Genomic DNA, 17,375 nt, shown 5'->3' on the forward strand with positions numbered 1-17,375 from the left:
GATGGCGACACGATTCATTGGGGGGGAATCCGGGCACCGGAGCTTCTTTGGCGGGATCAAGTCAAAGAGCCAGCTGATCGGCCTGGCCGGGTGTGTATTCATAGGCTTCTTCGGCATGATGTTCACCGGCTGGCCGGGCCTCTTGGTCGGTGTGCTGTCCGGCGTGATCGTCTACCTCATGACGGCCGCGACGCACCGCGGCTCCTACTGGGACCGGCGCAAGAGACGGCTGCGCTGGAAAGAACGCCAGAAGACCGGCACCGACCGGTTCATCCCATACAGCGCAGCGGCCTGGGAAGAAGCCAGCGCTCTGGCCAATATGGTCAAGAGCAAGGAAGAGAAGGCCAGGATCATGGGCGCCGTCCGGTCCCGCCCGGATGGAGCCGACGGTATGGGCTGGCTTGACTCCCGGACAGGGAAGCCCGGTATCGCCTGGCACGCCCCGGTGGGGGAGGAGCCTTACCTTTCGGTCGCCTTCGAAGTCTCCGGGCAGCTGCGCGGGGCCGAGTCACCGCGCAAGCAGGAGCAGGCCCAAGCAGGGTTTGGGTCCATGCTCGCGGGCTTCGCCCCGGCCTCGAAACTCATCAGCGGAATCCAGTCCATCACCCGGGTACTTCCGCCCGATCTGGCTCTGAATGAAGCCTGGGTTGAGGATCATCTGGCCGCAGATGCCCACCCTAAAGCTGTCCGCTCGTACCAGGAGGTGCTGGAGAGGACCGGCCGGGACACTTTCGTCCAGCGCCACCTGATCGTCGGCCGCTGGCCATTGACGCCCGACTTCTACGCCACCGCTGCCCGGTACGGCGCGGGACGTGACGGCTGGCGCCTGTTGATGGCCGCCGAGGTCTCCTCGCTGGCCCGTTCCCTGCGTGCGGCGAAGCTGGGGCAGGTACGCCCGCTGACCGCCCGGGCGGTAGTGGCCATGATGTTGCACCAGCAGAATCCGTCGCGGCCGCCGTTGATGGTTTCCGGCGTCAAGGCCGACCAAATGGGCCTCCCCTCACAGGATCAGTGGAACTCCACCTGGGTAAAGGGAACCGATCCGATCACTGGCGAAGAGGTCGTCTGGGGCCACCGGACGGCGATGATCAGCGCCGAGAACATGGAAACCGGTGAGCGCACCCCGTACTGGCTGTTGTCTTTGCTCCACAACGCCGGCTCCGGAGCCCGGACGCTGAGCTTCCAGCTGGAGACCGTACCGGCAGACCAGGCGCGTTTGCTGGCCTCCAGGGACGTCGTGCGTGACATGGCCGCAGTAATCGCAAAGCAGAAGAAGGGCCAGCTGGTCGATCCGACAACGGACGTGAACCTGACATCGGCCAGGGCGCGCGGCAATGACCTGCTGCCCGGCACCGGGCACCACGGCGTGAACTGGGTGGGTTTCATTACCATTTCCGCCCGGACGCAGGCAGACCTGACCGAGGCCGCACGTCGGCTGGAGGAGACAGCCGGAACCTCAGCCGGCATCCAGAAGCTCGAATGGCTGGACACCTATCAGTCAGCGGCGGCCGGCACGACGTGGCCCATCTACCGGGGCACGCGCCCGGCAGCCCCAACGATTGGAGCAAGGATGATGAACCAGCTTGCAGGACGTGGCGAGAAGGAAGAGAAGGTTGCCTGATGGGCGCTGTCGAAGAACTCAGCAAGGAAGCCATTACGGAACCGCGGGAACAGGGATTTCCGCTCATTACCGAAGCGGAGCAGGCAGTGAGCATAAACGATCCCTCCGCGAAGGGTTCCTGGATCCGCGGCGTCCCGGTGCTGCGGATATTCGCCGCACCCGAGATCGAACAGGTACAGGTTGTGGAGTCGGGGGAGTGGCCCCCTTACACAGAGCAAGGGACCCGGTTGAGGGTCAACGAGCGGAGGGCGAAGAGCGGCTTCTACGCCCCGGCCTTCCAGGGCGCGCCGACAACCACGCGGCAGGCCGAAATTCTGAACACAGCCTTGATCGCAGCACCTACCGGCGTCGAAGGCGTCGCTGCAGGCCGGGACGTCTTGTCGCAGACAGCCATCAGCAAAGACCCGTTCACGGACTACAACTCAACTCCACGCCGAATCACCTCTACCAACGTGCTCGTCGTCGGTGATGTGGGGGCCGGCAAGTCGGCCTACACCAAAACCGTGTACGTGATCCGTCCCCTGATCCTCCGGCACCGCCGGGCGGTTGTCTTCGACAAGAAGAACGAGAAGGGCGAGGGTGAATACTCGCCGATCGTCCGGGAGTTCAACGGCGATCACATCAAGTTCGCCATGGATGGATCCGGCGTCATCTTCAACATCATGGACCCCGCCATTTCAGGGGTGAACGATGACGGTCTAAACAACCAGCTCGTCTACCTGAACACGATCCCGGCACTGATCAGGGAAGGAAACGGCCCGGACGAATGGGAACGCAAAGCGCTGCGCCTGGCCTACCGCTCCATGATGAGGAACTTCGAGGGCGGGCGGACCCCAACAACGGCGGACCTGCACGACCTCTTGGGCGTCATCGACCGTAACGACTCCACTTTGGCTGGTATGAGCCCGGGAACCTTGGAGCGGCTGCACGAGAGCGGCATCTCGATGCGGTTCTGCTTCAACGAGCTATTGGAAACATATGGCTCGATTTTTGACGGTGAGACGTCCAAAAAGGTGCGGTTGAACAAGAACCTGACCTCATTCGATATCTCCCAGCTGCCGGACACCGGCCCGGCCATACCCATGGTGATGGGCCTCGCGAACCTGTGGCTCCTGGGCACGGTTCGCCGGCCTGAGTACCGGGGCATCCGGACCAACGTGATCAACGAGGAGGCAGGCCACATCCTGGGAGGCCCGCTGGCCGTCCAGCAGCGGTCCAACATCAAGCTTTCCCGAGGCCTGGGCCTGTCGAATATCTACAACATCCACAAGGGAGCCACTGACGTTCCGGCGGGATCCCCGGGCATGGCAGTGATCGAGGAAGCGCAGACGGTGCATATCTTCCGCCAGGACAAGCCCGAGGCCGCCCAGTGGTGCGTCCGGACATTTGGCCTGAATCCGGAGTCCGCGAACGACATCATGGTCCTCCGGAACGGCCACCACCTGCTCAAATCCGGCGCGGACGCACCCGAAGTAGAGATTGAGCACGTTCGTTCTGCCTGGGAAGTGGAAATGACCGACACCGATTCGGCGCTGCGCGAGACCGACTCCGCTTACGCGGAAGTGGCCTAAAGGGGGGAAGACCATGAGTGAAAACGTCACCGTAGAGAAGCACAACCCGTCCAGTTCGACGGTCAAGAAGACCGAGCGTGAACTTATCGTCCTTGCCATCCTTTCCGGCGCCCTGTGGCATATGGCCCTGGTTTGGACGACGGGCCTTGCCTTCTCGAACTGGCCTGCAACCTGGAAAGCACTGATTGGTTCGCTGATCGGGTTGGTGGCACCGGAAAAGGCGACGTCTCCGGTGGCAGTGAACGGTCACCCCTCCAACGAGTGGGGCTGGCCGCTCACCGTCTGGATCCTCCTCGTGGTTCTCCTGATCGCGGCGTACATCGGGCTGTTGTTCGGGGTCACAGCGCTCCGTGCCCGCCGCCGGAAGGCCAAGACCGGGGAGAAGGGGATGAGCACCGCCAAGAGCTTGAAGACGCGCATCGAAGGCGTCGACGGTTCTTCCCTGGCCCCGGCCGTGTACGTCCTTGACGGCAAGCAAATCGCCATCCGCACGGAAGATACCGCCTGCACAGTTGCCCCGCCCAAGTGGGGGAAGACCACCTACATGGTCGCGGGCATGGTGGCCGACGCCGCCGGGGCAGTGATCACCACCAGCACCCGCCCGGACGTGCTGCGCCTGACGGTAGGTGTGCGGAAGGACCTGGGCAAGGTCTACGTCGCCGACTTCGACGGACTCAGCCAGTACCCCGACAAGCTCCGGTGGAACATGGTGGCCGGCTGCGATGACCCGCAGATCGCCTCCGAACGGGCCTCGGCCATGGTTAACGCCATGCCCCGGACCGGTGCACCGTCCTCGGCAGACCGGTACTTCGACTCCGGCTGCGTCATGATCCTCGAAGCACTGCTGCACGCCGCCGCCCTGAAAGAAGGCGGCTCGATGCGGGATGTGCTGCGGTGGTCCCAGAACTTCACCGAGCATGAACCGGCGAACATCCTCCGTGCGAAGTCCCCGACGGTGAAGACCTGGGCCGGGAACCTCGACGAGTGGTGCCGGCAAAACAACCCGGACACCATCGGCAACACCAAGACCACCCTGGGCAAGATCACCGGGCCGATGAAGAACGAGAACGTTCTGTCGATGCTCTGCCCCACGGCCGATGATCCAGGCATCGACGTCAACACCTTCACCGAGGCGGCGAACACGCTGTACTGCCTGACCCGCGTGTCCATGAACGCCTCGACGGCCCCGATTGTCACCGCCCTGGTCGAATCCCTCGTCCAAGCGGCAATCCGCACATCGGGTGCCATGGCGTCCGGGAAGCTGGACGTGCCGCTGTCCGTCATCCTGGATGAAGCGGCAAACACCTGCGCCCTGCCATCGCTGCCGTCATTGATGAGTGAAGGTGGCGGCAACGGCATCCACACATCCGTGTTCGTCCAGACCTACTCCCAGCTGGTGAACCGCTGGGGCGAGGAAGGTGCGGAAACGATCTTCGATTCCGCAGCAGCCAAGACAGTTTTCGGCGGCATCTCCGACGTGAAGTTCCTGACCAAGATTTCCGATCTGATCGGCAAGCACTGGGTGGAGCACACCTCCACTTCCTCCTCGACCGGCAAGGAGGGTGTGCCGTCCGTCAACATCTCCAAGTCCAAGCAGCTCGATCAGAAAATGCGCGTCGACGAAATCCGCAAGCTGCCCCAGGGCAAGGTCTTGCTGATGTACCGCGAGATTGAAGCCGTCGTCAACGTCGTGCCGTGGTGGGAACGGCCTGACAGCGCAAAGTTCAAGGACTCCCGCGTATGGTGCCTGAACAAGGAAGGCATCACGGCCGAGACAGCGGCGAAGGCAGCGGCGGCCGAAACCGCTGCAGAAGCGAACCTGGCGGCCGCCTCGTGAGCGACGACCAGGCAAATGCCGCCCCGGGCGCCGAGGTAATTCCTGATCTGCTGGACAGGCTGGACAACGTAGAGGAATTGGCGGCCCAACTCTTTGAGGAACTGAGCAGCTACCCGGCCGGCGGGCCTTGGTTCTGGGAGGAACTTAAGCCCGAACAGCGTAAGGAACTATGGGCCGACCTGGCCGGGTTTGTCGTCTGGTTGCAGAACAGGATCCTGCGTCACTCATCCAACTCCGCGGGCTGGATTCCCGGATGCTGGTACCGTCACCCTGACGCCGTGGAAATGTTGACGGCGCTGATGGTGGCACACAAGGCCGCCTACCGGGCCAAGTCGAAGAAGCCCTCATTCGAGCTCACGGAGTGGTTCAGCCGGGCGCTGTGGCCGACGATGGACACCTTCTCCCAGCGCAGCACTTTCAAGAACTGCCTGGAGAGTCTATCGCACTACGACGCCACCGGTTCCGGGCTGGAGCTCAAGGCTGAGACCACGGAGTTCGCAGCATTTGTTGCGGAGGAGACCGCCACAGCGGGCTCCGACGGCGACGGGCCGGTTTCAGCCGATGCGTAAGACCGGCCTGTTCCTGCTGATCCCCGCGCTGCCGATACTGGTCGTGATCGGCCTGATCGGAGTCGCACTGATTTCCGTCGGCGGCAACGCATCGCCTGCCCAGGCAGCCGCGTGCGTGAGCGTCAACGGGGCCAGCTTCAACGAGAAGGACGTCCCGAACGGGTGGGGGCCGCTCGTTTCGAAGGCTGCCGGTCTTGCCGGGATCCCCGCGTCCGTCCTTGCCGCCCAACTGGAAGCCGAGAGCAATTGGAATCCAGGAGCCACGTCCCCGGTAGGAGCGGCCGGCCTTGCCCAGTTCATGCCGGGAACCTGGGCCACCTACGGTGACGGAGGTGATGTGACCAACCCCGCCCATGCCATCGCTGCACAAGGGCGGTACATGGACGCGTTGGTGAAGGAGCTGCTTCCGGTTGCCAAGAGCAGCGGCCAGGACGTCATCAGGCTCGCCCTGGCAGGCTACAACGCAGGCCCGGGGGCAGTGCAGTCCTTCAAGGGAATTCCCCCGTACGCCGAAACCCGGGCCTATGTGGACAAGATTATGGGCACAGCGCAGACGAAGTACGGTGAATCCTGCCCGGCCAGCGGCATCGAGATTGGTGCCCTGACGGGCAAGTGGTCCAACCCGCTGCCTGGGTCTACGTTCACCTCGGGATACGGGCCGCGGCCTACCCCGCCAGGGACGCAGGTCATTGGCGGGAACTTCCACTACGGCATCGACTTTTCAACGCCCGGGGCCGGCGGGACCGTCGTGGCCGTGATGGACATGAAGATCGTCATCGCCCACGAGCTGCAGTCCAGCAGCGGTACCTGGGTGGCCGGGGTGAGCCTTGACGGCAAACTCACCGCGACTTATTCCCACCTGGAGCAAGGATCCCTGCGCGTCAAGGAAGGCGACACCGTCTCCGCCGGGACCCCGCTTGGCACCGAAGGCGCGACCGGCAACGCGGCAGGACGGCATCTGCACTTTGAAATGTACGAGGGCGCCCCTGTTGATCCCCGCCTGGGCGGGGTCGATCCCAAGCTGGGCGAAGTGAAACCCATCGATCCAACACCCATCCTGAAAGGCAAGGGCGTTCTATGAGGCTCCCCAAGACACTGGCCGCCATCGTTCTGACGGCCACACTGCCGCTGGCCGGCTGCGCACAGGCCGGCACTGAACAACCTGCTCCATCGCCTTCGTCCACGGCTACGCCGAAGCCTGCGGCCTTGTCCGTCACGGTCCAAAAGCTTCTCGAGGTGGACCGGGCGCATCCGGATAAGGTAGCTGCCACGTTTGCTGACATCATCACGCGGTGGGACGTGGCGAACGACAGGACGGAATCCGCGGCTGCGGTGCGCGCCCAGCCTTTGATGATCCCCGAGCTGGCGAAACGAACAGTGGAGCCGGAGCGCAATGCCTCGCAGGCCTTGTGGCTGGAACTGGCCCCGCTGGGCGCGTTTTCCGAACCGACGATCGGACCCGGAGTACCCGTAGACGGGGACGAAGGAACAGACACCGAAGACGTGGCCTACCGCAACCTCACAGCCACGTGGACCTGGCGGGACGCAGACGGCAAACACCTCAAAGATGACCAGCGGAAGCGCAACATCTTCCTGGTCCTGACCAAGAGCAACGGTGTCTGGTCCGTGGCGGACTACGTTACTGAAGACCTGCCTGCCTAACACCCATAGTCTCGGAGGGCCGGCAACCATCCCACCTTCTTGCCGGTCCTTCGTCTCCTCTCCCGACCCGGGAGAGGAGTAGAGACCGCCGTCCCGGTTACGGCTGGTAGCCGGGACGCCGGTCTCTTTGCTGCTGCGGGGCCAATGCGGTGCGGCTCTCCGCCTCGGCCGCGAGCTGGCCGCGCAGCTGCTTCAGCGCTGCCGTGACCTTCGCCGCACCGTCAGGTTTCATGATGGTTTGTGCGGCCTGCGCCAGTGCCGCCTCAGTGCGGGGTTGTGAGGGCATGTTCGGCTGGCGGGACTGCTTCAGGTAAGCGTTCGCTGCCGCCACGAGACGCCGGGGTTCGTTAGTGGCCACCGCCAGGGCCACCTCCTGGTCGATGCTCTTCCCGGCAGTGCCGGCGATCCGCCGTATGCGCGCCAGTGCTTCGCTTTCGGAGCCGTCGAACACTACACTGGAGGCAGAAGCAACAGCGGGCCCTCTGCCCCGGCCATGGCCGGATTCATGGGAGACAGTCTGCTGGGCCCCCGGACTTTGCTGCGGCAGATGGGGGTTGCTTCGTTTAACGGACACGTCAGCCCCATCTACGTGCAGCACGGTCGAAATGTCCTGCAACGGTGCGAACCATTGTTTGTCGCCGACGGCGAGGTTGCGCCGGAAGGCCCACACACTTAGGTCAGCGGCCCACAGCAGGGGTTCCTTGGCCGGTGAGGTGTGGTGGACGTGGACATGACGATGAACGGTGCCGGCGGATCGTAGTTGTTTGATCACGCGGGCATCGTCGGCGTCCCCGCCCGGATGGGACCGCGCGTTGCGCGACTCGACAACGAGCAGCCGGACAGCGTTTGGCCCGGATCCGCGCGTCAGCTCCTTGGTCAAGGCGCCCAGGCATTCATGCCGTGCCGTCTTCATGGCTGGATCGTCCCGGCGGATCTGTGTCTGCACGGTGACGATGTTGTACTCGGCTGCTCCGGCAATATAGTCGATCATCTCCTTGATGACCCGCTTCCCAGCAGGAGTACGGTACGCCTCGGTCGTATGCCAGTAAGTGCTGCCGGGAATGTCCATCAGGACATCGCGGACGAGCGCCCCCTGGTCGCGGCCGACGATGACGGCCGACATCGAATAGAAGGGCCGTTCATCCGAATGCAGCGGTTCCCGGTAGGACTCATCGATGAACGCCACCGGCCCTGACGTTGTCCGGTACAGATCGGCCAGCGATCTGTCCTTCAGGCCGAAGCCGTGCATTCCCCCCATGGACCCTGCCTTCTCTGTCGGAAGCCTAAAGCCTATAGGGGTGCCATGACCTTCCAGAAAACCCGCAAACCATCACATCAGGCTGCATCTCGGCCCACACACACCGTTCTCTGACTGGGGTGTCCGGAAGTCGCGGTGTTGCTGCATCGTGGAACCTGCTCGCCCTCGTTCCCTTTCCTGGGCGAGCCGCCCTCCTTCGGGCTGCTCGGTCCCGCCGCCGTGCAGTAACGCGACGAAGGGCGACCGGTTCGTGCCATCCTGAGGGGTATGGCGCGAACCTGGTTATCGGTGACGGTGGAACTGCTCGGTGGTCGTGGTGAGGAGCTGTGGCCCTGGCCGGGGCGGGTCTTCGCGGTCGGACCGTCTCACACTTTCATGGATCTCGCCAACGCCATCAACGATGCCTTCGCCCGATGGGACCGCTCGCACCTGTCATTGTTCACCCTGGATGACGGCCGGTTAATCACCGACCAAGAGACGGGATCCGAGATGGCCGCCTCCCGTGGCGGCCCGATCATCACAGCAATCGACATCGCAGTTACCAAGGTCGCCCGGACTCTGGAGCCGGGGTCTGAGTTTCAGTTCATGTTTGACCTCGGTGATACCTGGATGCACCGATGTGTCGTCGCGGAGGCCAAGGTCGACCCGCTGGAGGTACTGGGCGTTCGCCCTGATTCCCCGCTGCCCTACTGGGGCTGGGGCCGCATCCCAGACCAATACGGGCGACGGTGGGCTACCGATAATGGGGAGAGCCGGGTCCCGGCGAAACCGAGCACCCCACATCCGATGCTGCTGCACGCCTGGCCCGCACAGGTCCAGGCGCCGAGGCTCGACCTGCCCGAGCTGCGTCAAGCCATCGTGGCAGCAGACGCGGGTCGTTTCCTCTCGGCCCTGACCGGATGCTACATCGATGACACCCTGCAGCAGGTGGGTGCCGGTATACCGATGGCTCTGGAGCACAGACGCCAGGAAGCTGAGCCGGTGGCACTGGCGGTCATCAACCGGTTGACCGGGCGCGGCTGCGCCGGGGATCAAGTGCTCGCTGAGGACCTGTTGGCATCTCTGCGCCGCGTGCCGCTGCCCGGCCGGGTGGTGCCGGTAGACCTTGACATGCTCAGCACCATCCTCGAGGGGGACCCCGATCTGTCTACCGGTGGCTACCTCGACGTGCACACCGGGCAGGTTTACGACGACACTGCCACTGACCCAATAATCGTGGGGCACGACACAGCGATCGACGTGGAGGAAGAGCCGGACCGGTGGCTTCGACTGAACCGCACAGGTTCTGGGAACGGCTGGCAGGACATGGAGGCCTTCGCCGCGCGGCAGCACGATGGAACCCTCCGAGAGCGGCTGGAACGGGCGATCGAGGGCAAGGGCGCCTTCCGCCGGTTCCGCGACCTCATCCATGCCGAAGACTTGACCGAACACTGGAACGCCTACTCCACCGACCGCCAGATGGGCCGTGCCCGCGACTTCCTCGCTGACAATGGCATCCGCGTGGGCTAAGAACTGGGCTCGGCCGGGTGGTTCCCCGGCGTACGGAATCTCCCAGGCCAGCTTGGCCACCCGGATCCGGAGGGTCTTTACTGTCACGTCAAGTCCAGTGTCGGGTACGGTGAATCCGACACACCCCTGGAACATTCAGATCACCCCTGATGGGGAGCGGGCAGGAAAACTCATGGCCGGTATCGAAATGCACCCCGACGACCACAACGAGATCGGCGACGCCCTTGAGTGGATGCGGCTGACCTATGCGCTGGACTACCCGGCCCGGCCCGACTCCTGGGAACGGCCCGAAGACTACCCGCAGTCCTGGAGCGTACGCGCCTACATCGAGGCGGACATCCTCGAACCCGACGACGACACCCTCGAGGTCGAGGCCGACGCCCACGGCCGGGTCACCGTCGCGGAAGCCCACGTCTACCTGATCCCCGACATCGGCGACGTCAATCTCTTCGACACCTTGGACGCGCACAGCGCCGAACTGTCCCAATTCGCCGAAGCGTTCATCGCCGCAGGCTCCGAGCCCTGTCAGCTCAGCATCGAGGGCGGACCAGTCCTCGACGGGGACCTGATGATTGTCTCGTGGGTGAGCGTCCAGCCGCGGTTCCGGGGGCACAGGGCCGGGCACCAAGTGCTCAAGGCCGTACTCGACGCCATAGGCCGAAGTACCGTCGTAACCGTTCTGCGGGCGGCGCCCGGGCTCCAGGACGGCGTCGACGAAGGATCCGCAAAACACCGGATGGAATGCCGCGGCCTCGCCAAATACTGGGGTGAGCTTGGGTTCCGTCCCCTGGACGGCAACATCATGGTCCTGACCTACGAGGACATGCTCGTTATGCTCGAGGACGATGACCCGGAAGACGTAGATATCGACGAGCTGCGTGATGTGCCGCTAATGCAGCTCTCCCAAGAGCAGCGCGACGCGGTGTTCAGGAACCTCCGAACCAAAATCGACGAATTGCCCTGACGCCAGGAGTCCAAGGCTCAAAGGTGGGGACTAGAAGCTGTCCAGTAGTTGGGGTCAATCCGGGTTATCCACGGCTGGAATTGGGAGCCCTTAGATAGCTCCCTTCGCAGCAGTAGCGGTGGATAACCCATCAGGATTGTCCCCGACTGTGGGCAGCGGAACGGCCCTTCCCCGTGCAAGCTCCTCAGCGGGTCTGGCTGTCAGGTTTGAATCTAAGACAAAAGGGTGGGGGAGTGTAAAAACCGCCCAAGGGACCCTATTCTGACGCGCTTTTTCCTCGCAGCTGACGTCAGGTTGGGGTGTACTTATCAGGTATGGCCCACAGTAAAGTTCTGCCGGGGGGCCCTGCTGATCGGACATGAGATATGTTCCGCGCTTACTGGTTAGTTGTGCGCGGGCGCAGGATCAGGTCGCTGAACCGGCTGGCGGCGGTAGAAACATCGATGGTGGGATCGATGAGCCACTGCAGCCGTAGCCCGTCGATGACGGCGAGCATGAGGGTGGCTCGGGTGGACGGGTCAAAGTGTCCCACTGCGAGCGTGTCAGTCCGCTGCGAGAAGTCCTTCACCACACGCTGGAATCCCGCCTGCCGCCGCTTGAAAAATGCATGGGCGGGATGCTCCGGGTTACTGGAGGCGACGGCCAGTGCCAGCCAGTTTTTGGTCGCTTCCCGGTCTCGCGTCTCAATCTCGAGAAGCAGCGCCAAGGCTTCCTTGTCGGTCGCGCCACCGGAGATGGCTAGCTCCAGTTCCAGTCGTTCACGGTGTTCCTGGTCTTCCAAAGCACTGATCAGGAGTTCGGCTTTACCGGGGAAGTGGCGAAGAAGACCCACATGCGTCATTCCCGCCCGGGCTGCTATATCACGGAGCGATGCCCGTTCGAACCCGTGCTCGGCCACGCTCGCTATGACCGCGTCCAGCAGAGCATCCCGGCGGGACGAAGACCGCGTTGCTGGCATATTAGTCATCTACCGCTCCTAGCTGCGACTTCCCAAGGTCTCCGGGTTTTGCATTCTCGATTCGAGCGGCATTGCCCTCTTTCAAATGGGGGAGGCTGCCACTCCCTCCTCGTCCTCTCTAGCCTATTCCACGAGGTGGTATCGGTCCGGTCCGCGCTTGGAAAACGCGGAGCCCGTGGGTATCTTTTCTTGCTGCTTCATCTTGAGATATGGCATGCCGAAGGGGCAGGCCCCGAAGAACACGGGAGACCTCATCCGCTACGAGAGGTCCGAGGGCGTCACGTTCAGAAGCCGGCGGGAGTTGGGGGAAGTGGGGCCGCCAGGAATCCGTCTAAGCCCTGAGGACGACATCCTCCCCGGCTACGGCATGAAGGAGCGGTGTTGCGGTGCAGAATCGATTAACTTCGTCCGCTGCGAGGCGTCCAAGAGCTAGGCATTCGGAACCGACCGACCCTGCGGTATGGCCGGTGAGCATCACATTTGGCAGTCGATATAGGGGTGAGTCATTAGCCGGTGGCTCGGGCCATGTCACATCGAGTATGGCGAAGAGGTCCGGCCGGTTCGCGAGGACTTCGATCAAGGCCGGCTCGTCCACGATGGCGCCCCTTGAGGTGTTTATGAAGGTGGCACCTTCCGGCATAGAGCTGAAGAGTTGCTTACTGACCAAATTTTCAGTGACGCCCGGTATTAACGGTGCGTGAACGCTCACCAAGCGGCTTTCACTGAAAAGCACCTCCAAGCTTTCAGCCCGACGAACCTCCGATCTGGCAAAGTCCTCGTCCGACACATAGGGGTCCCAGACGAGGACGTCTGCGTTGAGGATACGAAGCCTCTCCCGGAGTTTCCGGGCGATGGAACCGAACGACACAAGCCCAATGGTTTGCCCGTACGAGCCCGGTCCAGCGGAGAATCCAGGAAGACGGCCGTGTGCTCTCATACTTTCCTGCGCCCGGTAGGTACCTTTCAACGCGAGCAGAATCTGCGCCAGAACGAAGTCGGCCACGTATTCATTGTTGGCATCAGCAGCACTGACTACTTTGATATCCCGGGCCCATACGTCCGTAGAAATGAGCTCTCGGATTGAACCTGCGGTGTGGAAGATGGCCTCCAGACGAGGCATTCCCGCAAGTGCTAAGTCGTCTATTGGAGGTGTTCCCCAGCCCGTTATGAGGATTTGCACGTCAGGGTTTGGTTTCCATCCTGAGGTCCACAGCTGTTCCGTGGGACGCTGGAGATCAGTGGATTCTTCCAGGATGCCCATGGCCGCGGGATCAAGGACGAGTTGACCGACGCGGGGATGAATGGCCAACAGGGCAACTTTGCTTTTCACGCGGCACTTCTTTCCATTGCGTCCTCAAGCCAGGTCTTGAGCTGCCGCGCCTCCGAGGGCAAAAGGGAAGCGTCGTCATTGGGTAAAAACTCGAGGAGCAGATCTGTCACAGAAGGCAGTTGCACCGTCAGGCGAACCGCATTTCTCCACATCTCTGCCCTCGTATCGAGCAGATGCCGGTCGAATTTGCTGCCCCACGAAAAGACGTGCACAGTGGAGACTTTGCTACCCAAATGTTGAAGATCTTCAAGTGCTTCCTCATCAGTGGCACCGATACGGGGTTGCCAGTATGTCGTCACTTCGTCGCCGAGGTCATGGAGGAGTTGGAGGGTGGACTCGGCGGTATCGGCGAGGGTGCCGAGGTGGAATTCTACTGACGTTTCCAATCCAGCTTTCGCTGATTTCGTGCAGAATGCCTGGAGCGACTCTGTGATCATTCGGCGCTCGTGTGGATCTGTTTGCCCGGAGCCCGTTGGTCCGGCCCAGACCCGAATCCGAGGTGCACCGAGCGCCAGTGCGCTCCCGATGACAGCGTCTGCTTCTTCTCCGGGGGGCTTCGACCATGGGAATCGAAAATAAGAACCGTAGGAAGAAACCGTTAGTCCCGCAGCGCGCGTTTGCGCGCCTATAAGTGCCGCCAGTGCACTGTCACCTGCCGGTACATGTACATCTGAGCCCCATTCAATGGAGTCCAGCCCTGCCTGGGCGGCGAGTTCTATTACCTCTTGAGGTTTATGCCCTCTAAGGGTTACTGAACACAGTCCCACGCGCGGGCGGCTGCCTTCCAGAGGCATTTCTTCAGGTGAGGGGACAAATTGCACGTTGTACCTCCAATAGATCGCGTGCTTCACCGAGGTCAACGCCGAATGCGAGCGTTTCAGACTCAAGGTCGCCCTCGAAGTCCATCCCGGCCCTCGGGAGAATCGAGCCGGGCTTGCTCAGCCCCGTGATGCCGGCGGTAAGCGACCGGGGAGCTACGTCCGTAATGTCCATGCATAGGTTGTTGTCGTTTGACACATGGATTCCCCAATGCACCGTTCGCGCTCCAAAGTATGGGCCTGCATCCCTGGCGCCCCCGGGGACCGCGTCTTTGTTGTTGATGGTGATGGCAGTTCTGAGGTTCTCGAATGGCATTTGGCGATGGGAGTCAAAAGTTCCGGTCTGCATAAGGCCCCGGCGGTAGACATTCCCGCTGGAAAGACCTTCGACGTTGATTCCGTGGAGGTAGCTTCCCTCGACCGCGGGAGTAGTGCATGGCTCCAATTCAAAGTTTTCGATCAAATTGTCATGGGACTGGGTGCGGCATGCCACAAAGTGATGCATGGATCGGCCTCCTGCGGAAATGCCTGTCAGGGTGCACGACTTCGCAGAGGTCAGGCTGAAGGCACAGTCTGCGTTCAATACGTGCACCTCGGAGGCCCAGCAGTCGTAGACGGCTTGGAAGCAGACCCCGTTGGATCCGGGGTTCATGTTGTGGGTCGTTTGTTTCCGTAGCGCGTTTTCGATGGTGAGTCCCTCAACACCGCTGTTGTATACGGTTGGCCCCAGGGCTCGCAGTCGCGCCGGCATGTCAGCGTCGATCTGTATCTTCAGCGGCTGTTCGAACCGGACTTTGCCCTCAAGAACCTCCAGCGCCTTGACAGGCCAGGACCAGGTGAAGAAGTCATCGCCCCGGGATGGACCAGCGATGGTAGCAGCGCGGGTTTCCCAGTCATAACCTTCGGCCCCGTGCACGTCTCCTGCCATGTGCCGGAGAAGACCGTAATCGGCTCCGATTTCCCATTCCAGCAGGATCATGTCACCGGGGACTATTTTTGAGGTGTCCGAAACCGGAACTAGGTGAGATCCCCGTCGGGCAGGCCCGGCCTCAGCCAGGATCTCGCCAGCGACCCAGCCTTCCTTGTGCCCTCCAGCGCCGGCCCAGGCCGAGCGCTGAGACAACTCGAACCGCTCACGCGCAATGATGAAGATTTGTCCGCCAGTCCATGACCAGCCGCTTGAGGCCCCGTCAGGTGCCAGGGCCGGTCCTAAGTGATGGCTTAGAGGATGGGGAAATACAAGGGTGGTCCTGTTCTTTCCGCCACCGCGGAGTACAACATTGGAATCGTGTATAAATAGGGGTCGATGCAGCACGAAGCGCCCTGGGGGCAGCTCCAGCATTCCCCCTCCTGCGGCACCAATCTGGTCCAGGGCAGCCTGTATCGTGGCTGACTGGTCATCGTCGATGTTTGGTCTGATTCCCCATTCCGAGCCCTTGGTGACAGTAGCCTGGCCAGAGCCGGGAGCCCCCATTCCGCGGTTCCATCCAACTCGCCGCCAGTCGCCGACGGTGGGATGGGAGGAGGGTGACGAGGCCCAGGCCTCAATGATTGCCGCTACGTCTGGCGCGCAAGGCAACGAGGTTGTGTCGCGGGGAACCGATGTCTGGACGCCCATTACCGCACCGCCTTGACCTTCGTCAGAACGATGAGCCCACCGATTAGAGCCAAGGCGCCACCGACCAAGTACAGGATCGTATAGTTCTTCTCGCCGCCCGCGGCTCCAATGGTGATGAGTAGTGTCGCACCGAGGGGGGCAATCGCACTGGGAATCTTCTGGGCAAAGGTCACGATGGCCATGTAACGCCCCGCTTCGGCCCGGTTCGGCAAAACTGCCAGGGTGATCGCTTGATCGACCGCATTGAAAACGGCGATGGCAAGGTTCATCAACAGCGCCCCGGCGACGAGGGACGGGAAAGAGTGGGCGAAGGCTTCAACACATGCGCCTGCACCGAACAGTGCTGCACCCAGCATGGTGAACAGCTTGCGGCGGCGCAGCTTATCGGAAAGGAAACCGGCGCCGATAGCGCCCAGGGAGGCGGCCACAATGCCGAGGGCGCCAATGAGGGCTACTGTTCCGGCGACTTCAGCCACGGGAAGGTTCAGGCGTTGGGCGTAGAAGAAAGTCCCAAACGTCGTGTTGGCATAGAGCCCCAGGAAAAACACGAACCGCCCGAGCAAGTTCCAGGCAAAATCCTTATTTCCCCGAACATCAAAGACGTACTTGCTCATAAGCATCTTTACGGTCACAAGTTCGCCGTCTAGTGCAAGATTACGGGAGTCCCTTTCCCCTCCCCACCCCAGAAAAAATGCCAGCAGGACAAGGCCCGCGATTCCTGGAACCAAGAAGATCAGGAGCATGCTTCCCCCGACTGCGTAGGCCATACCGATGCCGACGATGGGTGCGATTTGACCGGTCAAACCCACCAAACCGCTGACTTTTCCACGTTGTTCTTCGGGCAAGCGATCTGCGAGGACATTATAGATGGCCGCAAGCGCAGTTCCCCAGCCCAAGTTGGCTACGACCCAGCCAGCGCAGACCACGACGACGTTAGGTGCCAGCGCGATAACCGCAAGGGCCAGCATGCCCACGAGAGCACCCCCGAGCATGAAGGGACGCCGCCGGCCCAGCCGGCTTTTGGTTCGGTCACTCCAAACCCCCAACAGGGGCCCTGTGAGCACTACGACGGTGGATGCGATACCTGTTGCATACCCCAGGACTTCCTCATGCCCGGGTGCCAGCTGGTTGATGCGGAGAGCCAAGGAATAACTGAGAGGCACGATGAACGCCATCGATATTCCGAAGTTCGCCAAGAGGATGAGAAAAATGTGCAACCGCCGAAGCGGCACAGCGGGCTCCTTGCCCGCAGACCTACCCGCTGTCCCGTCGCCCGGGACGTCGCTGACAGCAGCTGGCTGCGTCAGCACAGCCCCTGCCGCGTCGACAGGTCCCTTATCCGCTTTATCCTGCATTGTTGTTTTCCTTTGAAGTCCGAGGCACACGATGCAGGAACCTCTGTGTCCCCGCTCACATCATGCCGTACGAGAAGTGAACCATAGTGGTAACTTAAAGGCAAGGGCTTTCCCGTCTGTGCGACTACCTTCTTGTACGGCCCTGCCAGTGGGCACCAAGAATGGATTCCACTGCCCGGGGCCGCTTCGGCCTGCATGTCTTGGCGAGGGGCGTTGCCGCCAGACTTTGTGATGCTGCAATTTCTCCCGCTTTCCGTAGCGGGCGCCGCTCGGGCTGATGCCTTTGCTCGTCGTGGGCTTAGCCA

General features: G+C 62.2%; 14 protein-coding genes. 8 read left to right on the forward strand and 6 right to left on the reverse strand.

Annotation, left to right across the window (positions count from 1 at the left end; all coding sequences use genetic code 11):
* The first annotated feature begins 1 nt into the window (after position 1).
* Genes PUN71_RS15500 through PUN71_RS15525 form a run of 6 tightly spaced genes read left to right on the forward strand, consistent with a single transcriptional unit; the run spans position 2 to position 7,260 of the window.
* Positions 2 to 1,621 carry a hypothetical protein gene (locus PUN71_RS15500; RefSeq protein WP_277799129.1) on the forward strand — a complete coding sequence of 540 codons (1,620 nt, stop codon included), beginning with the start codon at positions 2 to 4 and terminating at the stop codon, positions 1,619 to 1,621.
* Positions 1,621 to 3,192, forward strand: a complete 1,572-nt coding sequence (locus tag PUN71_RS15505) for a putative type IV secretion/conjugal transfer ATPase (RefSeq protein WP_277799130.1) — start codon at positions 1,621 to 1,623, stop codon at positions 3,190 to 3,192. The genes PUN71_RS15500 and PUN71_RS15505 overlap by 1 nt, the downstream gene beginning before the upstream one ends.
* 13 nt (positions 3,193 to 3,205) lie before the next feature.
* The gene (locus tag PUN71_RS15510) at positions 3,206 to 5,029 is read left to right on the forward strand and encodes a type IV secretory system conjugative DNA transfer family protein (protein WP_277799131.1); all 1,824 of its coding nucleotides are present in this window, start codon (positions 3,206 to 3,208) and stop codon (positions 5,027 to 5,029) included.
* Entirely contained in the window at positions 5,026 to 5,598 is a 573-nt protein-coding gene (locus tag PUN71_RS15515) for a hypothetical protein (protein WP_277799132.1), read from the forward strand. The genes PUN71_RS15510 and PUN71_RS15515 overlap by 4 nt, the downstream gene beginning before the upstream one ends.
* On the forward strand, positions 5,591 to 6,679 hold the full coding sequence (locus PUN71_RS15520; RefSeq protein ID WP_277799133.1) for a peptidoglycan DD-metalloendopeptidase family protein: 1,089 nt from the start codon (positions 5,591 to 5,593) through the stop codon (positions 6,677 to 6,679). Before PUN71_RS15515 ends, PUN71_RS15520 begins: the two co-directional genes overlap by 8 nt.
* A complete protein-coding gene (locus PUN71_RS15525; RefSeq protein WP_277799134.1) occupies positions 6,676 to 7,260 on the forward strand; it encodes a hypothetical protein in 585 nt (194 codons plus the stop codon). The genes PUN71_RS15520 and PUN71_RS15525 overlap by 4 nt, the downstream gene beginning before the upstream one ends.
* Before the next feature lie 97 nt (positions 7,261 to 7,357).
* On the opposite strand, the gene PUN71_RS15530 is transcribed toward PUN71_RS15525, so the two are convergent.
* On the reverse strand, positions 7,358 to 8,518 hold the full coding sequence (locus PUN71_RS15530) for a hypothetical protein (protein WP_277799135.1): 1,161 nt from the start codon (positions 8,516 to 8,518) through the stop codon (positions 7,358 to 7,360).
* Positions 8,519 to 8,785: 267 nt separating this feature from the next.
* Between PUN71_RS15530 and PUN71_RS15535 the strand changes: the two genes are divergently transcribed.
* Together PUN71_RS15535 and PUN71_RS15540 are read left to right on the forward strand one after the other, a co-directional pair.
* Positions 8,786 to 10,027: a UPF0158 family protein gene (locus PUN71_RS15535; protein WP_283532412.1), complete on the forward strand. Its 1,242-nt coding sequence runs from the start codon at positions 8,786 to 8,788 to the stop codon at positions 10,025 to 10,027.
* 172 nt (positions 10,028 to 10,199) lie between these two features.
* The gene (locus PUN71_RS15540) at positions 10,200 to 10,991 is read left to right on the forward strand and encodes a hypothetical protein (protein WP_277799137.1); all 792 of its coding nucleotides are present in this window, start codon (positions 10,200 to 10,202) and stop codon (positions 10,989 to 10,991) included.
* A gap of 376 nt (positions 10,992 to 11,367) precedes the next feature.
* Here the strand turns inward: PUN71_RS15540 and PUN71_RS15545 are convergent, their stop codons facing one another.
* The 5 genes from PUN71_RS15545 to PUN71_RS15565 all read right to left on the reverse strand — a co-directional run bounded on the left by PUN71_RS15545 (position 11,368) and on the right by PUN71_RS15565 (position 17,070).
* The gene (locus PUN71_RS15545) at positions 11,368 to 11,958 is read right to left on the reverse strand and encodes a TetR/AcrR family transcriptional regulator (RefSeq protein WP_277799138.1); all 591 of its coding nucleotides are present in this window, start codon (positions 11,956 to 11,958) and stop codon (positions 11,368 to 11,370) included.
* Between the two features lie 322 nt (positions 11,959 to 12,280).
* On the reverse strand, positions 12,281 to 13,279 hold the full coding sequence (locus PUN71_RS15550) for a hydroxyacid dehydrogenase (RefSeq protein ID WP_277799139.1): 999 nt from the start codon (positions 13,277 to 13,279) through the stop codon (positions 12,281 to 12,283).
* Positions 13,276 to 14,100, reverse strand: a complete 825-nt coding sequence (locus tag PUN71_RS15555) for a sugar phosphate isomerase/epimerase family protein (RefSeq protein WP_277799140.1) — start codon at positions 14,098 to 14,100, stop codon at positions 13,276 to 13,278. Before PUN71_RS15555 ends, PUN71_RS15550 begins: the two co-directional genes overlap by 4 nt.
* Positions 14,078 to 15,076 (reverse strand): hypothetical protein, encoded by a 999-nt coding sequence (locus PUN71_RS15560; RefSeq protein WP_277799141.1) that lies wholly within the window; start codon positions 15,074 to 15,076, stop codon positions 14,078 to 14,080. The genes PUN71_RS15555 and PUN71_RS15560 overlap by 23 nt, the downstream gene beginning before the upstream one ends.
* A gap of 638 nt (positions 15,077 to 15,714) precedes the next feature.
* Entirely contained in the window at positions 15,715 to 17,070 is a 1,356-nt protein-coding gene (locus tag PUN71_RS15565; protein ID WP_277799142.1) for an MFS transporter, read from the reverse strand.
* Positions 17,071 to 17,375: the final 305 nt, after the last annotated feature.

This window comes from Arthrobacter sp. NQ7 (assembly GCF_029581595.2).
Taxonomy (GTDB): domain Bacteria; phylum Actinomycetota; class Actinomycetes; order Actinomycetales; family Micrococcaceae; genus Arthrobacter; species Arthrobacter phenanthrenivorans_B.

Bases quoted from the DNA above. Each gene is read 5' to 3' on its own strand.
- PUN71_RS15535 (WP_283532412.1), top strand. From the start codon at position 8,786: ATGGCGCGAACCTGGTTATCGGTGACGGTGGAACTGCTCGGTGGTCGT.
- PUN71_RS15540 (WP_277799137.1), top strand. From the start codon at position 10,200: ATGGCCGGTATCGAAATGCACCCCGACGACCACAACGAGATCGGCGAC.
- PUN71_RS15545 (WP_277799138.1), bottom strand. From the start codon at position 11,958: ATGACTAATATGCCAGCAACGCGGTCTTCGTCCCGCCGGGATGCTCTG.
- PUN71_RS15505 (WP_277799130.1), top strand. From the start codon at position 1,621: ATGGGCGCTGTCGAAGAACTCAGCAAGGAAGCCATTACGGAACCGCGG.
- PUN71_RS15520 (WP_277799133.1), top strand. From the start codon at position 5,591: ATGCGTAAGACCGGCCTGTTCCTGCTGATCCCCGCGCTGCCGATACTG.
- PUN71_RS15525 (WP_277799134.1), top strand. From the start codon at position 6,676: ATGAGGCTCCCCAAGACACTGGCCGCCATCGTTCTGACGGCCACACTG.
- PUN71_RS15510 (WP_277799131.1), top strand. From the start codon at position 3,206: ATGAGTGAAAACGTCACCGTAGAGAAGCACAACCCGTCCAGTTCGACG.
- PUN71_RS15560 (WP_277799141.1), bottom strand. From the start codon at position 15,076: ATGATCCTGCTGGAATGGGAAATCGGAGCCGATTACGGTCTTCTCCGG.
- PUN71_RS15565 (WP_277799142.1), bottom strand. From the start codon at position 17,070: ATGCAGGATAAAGCGGATAAGGGACCTGTCGACGCGGCAGGGGCTGTG.
- PUN71_RS15500 (WP_277799129.1), top strand. From the start codon at position 2: ATGGCGACACGATTCATTGGGGGGGAATCCGGGCACCGGAGCTTCTTT.
- PUN71_RS15530 (WP_277799135.1), bottom strand. From the start codon at position 8,518: ATGGGGGGAATGCACGGCTTCGGCCTGAAGGACAGATCGCTGGCCGAT.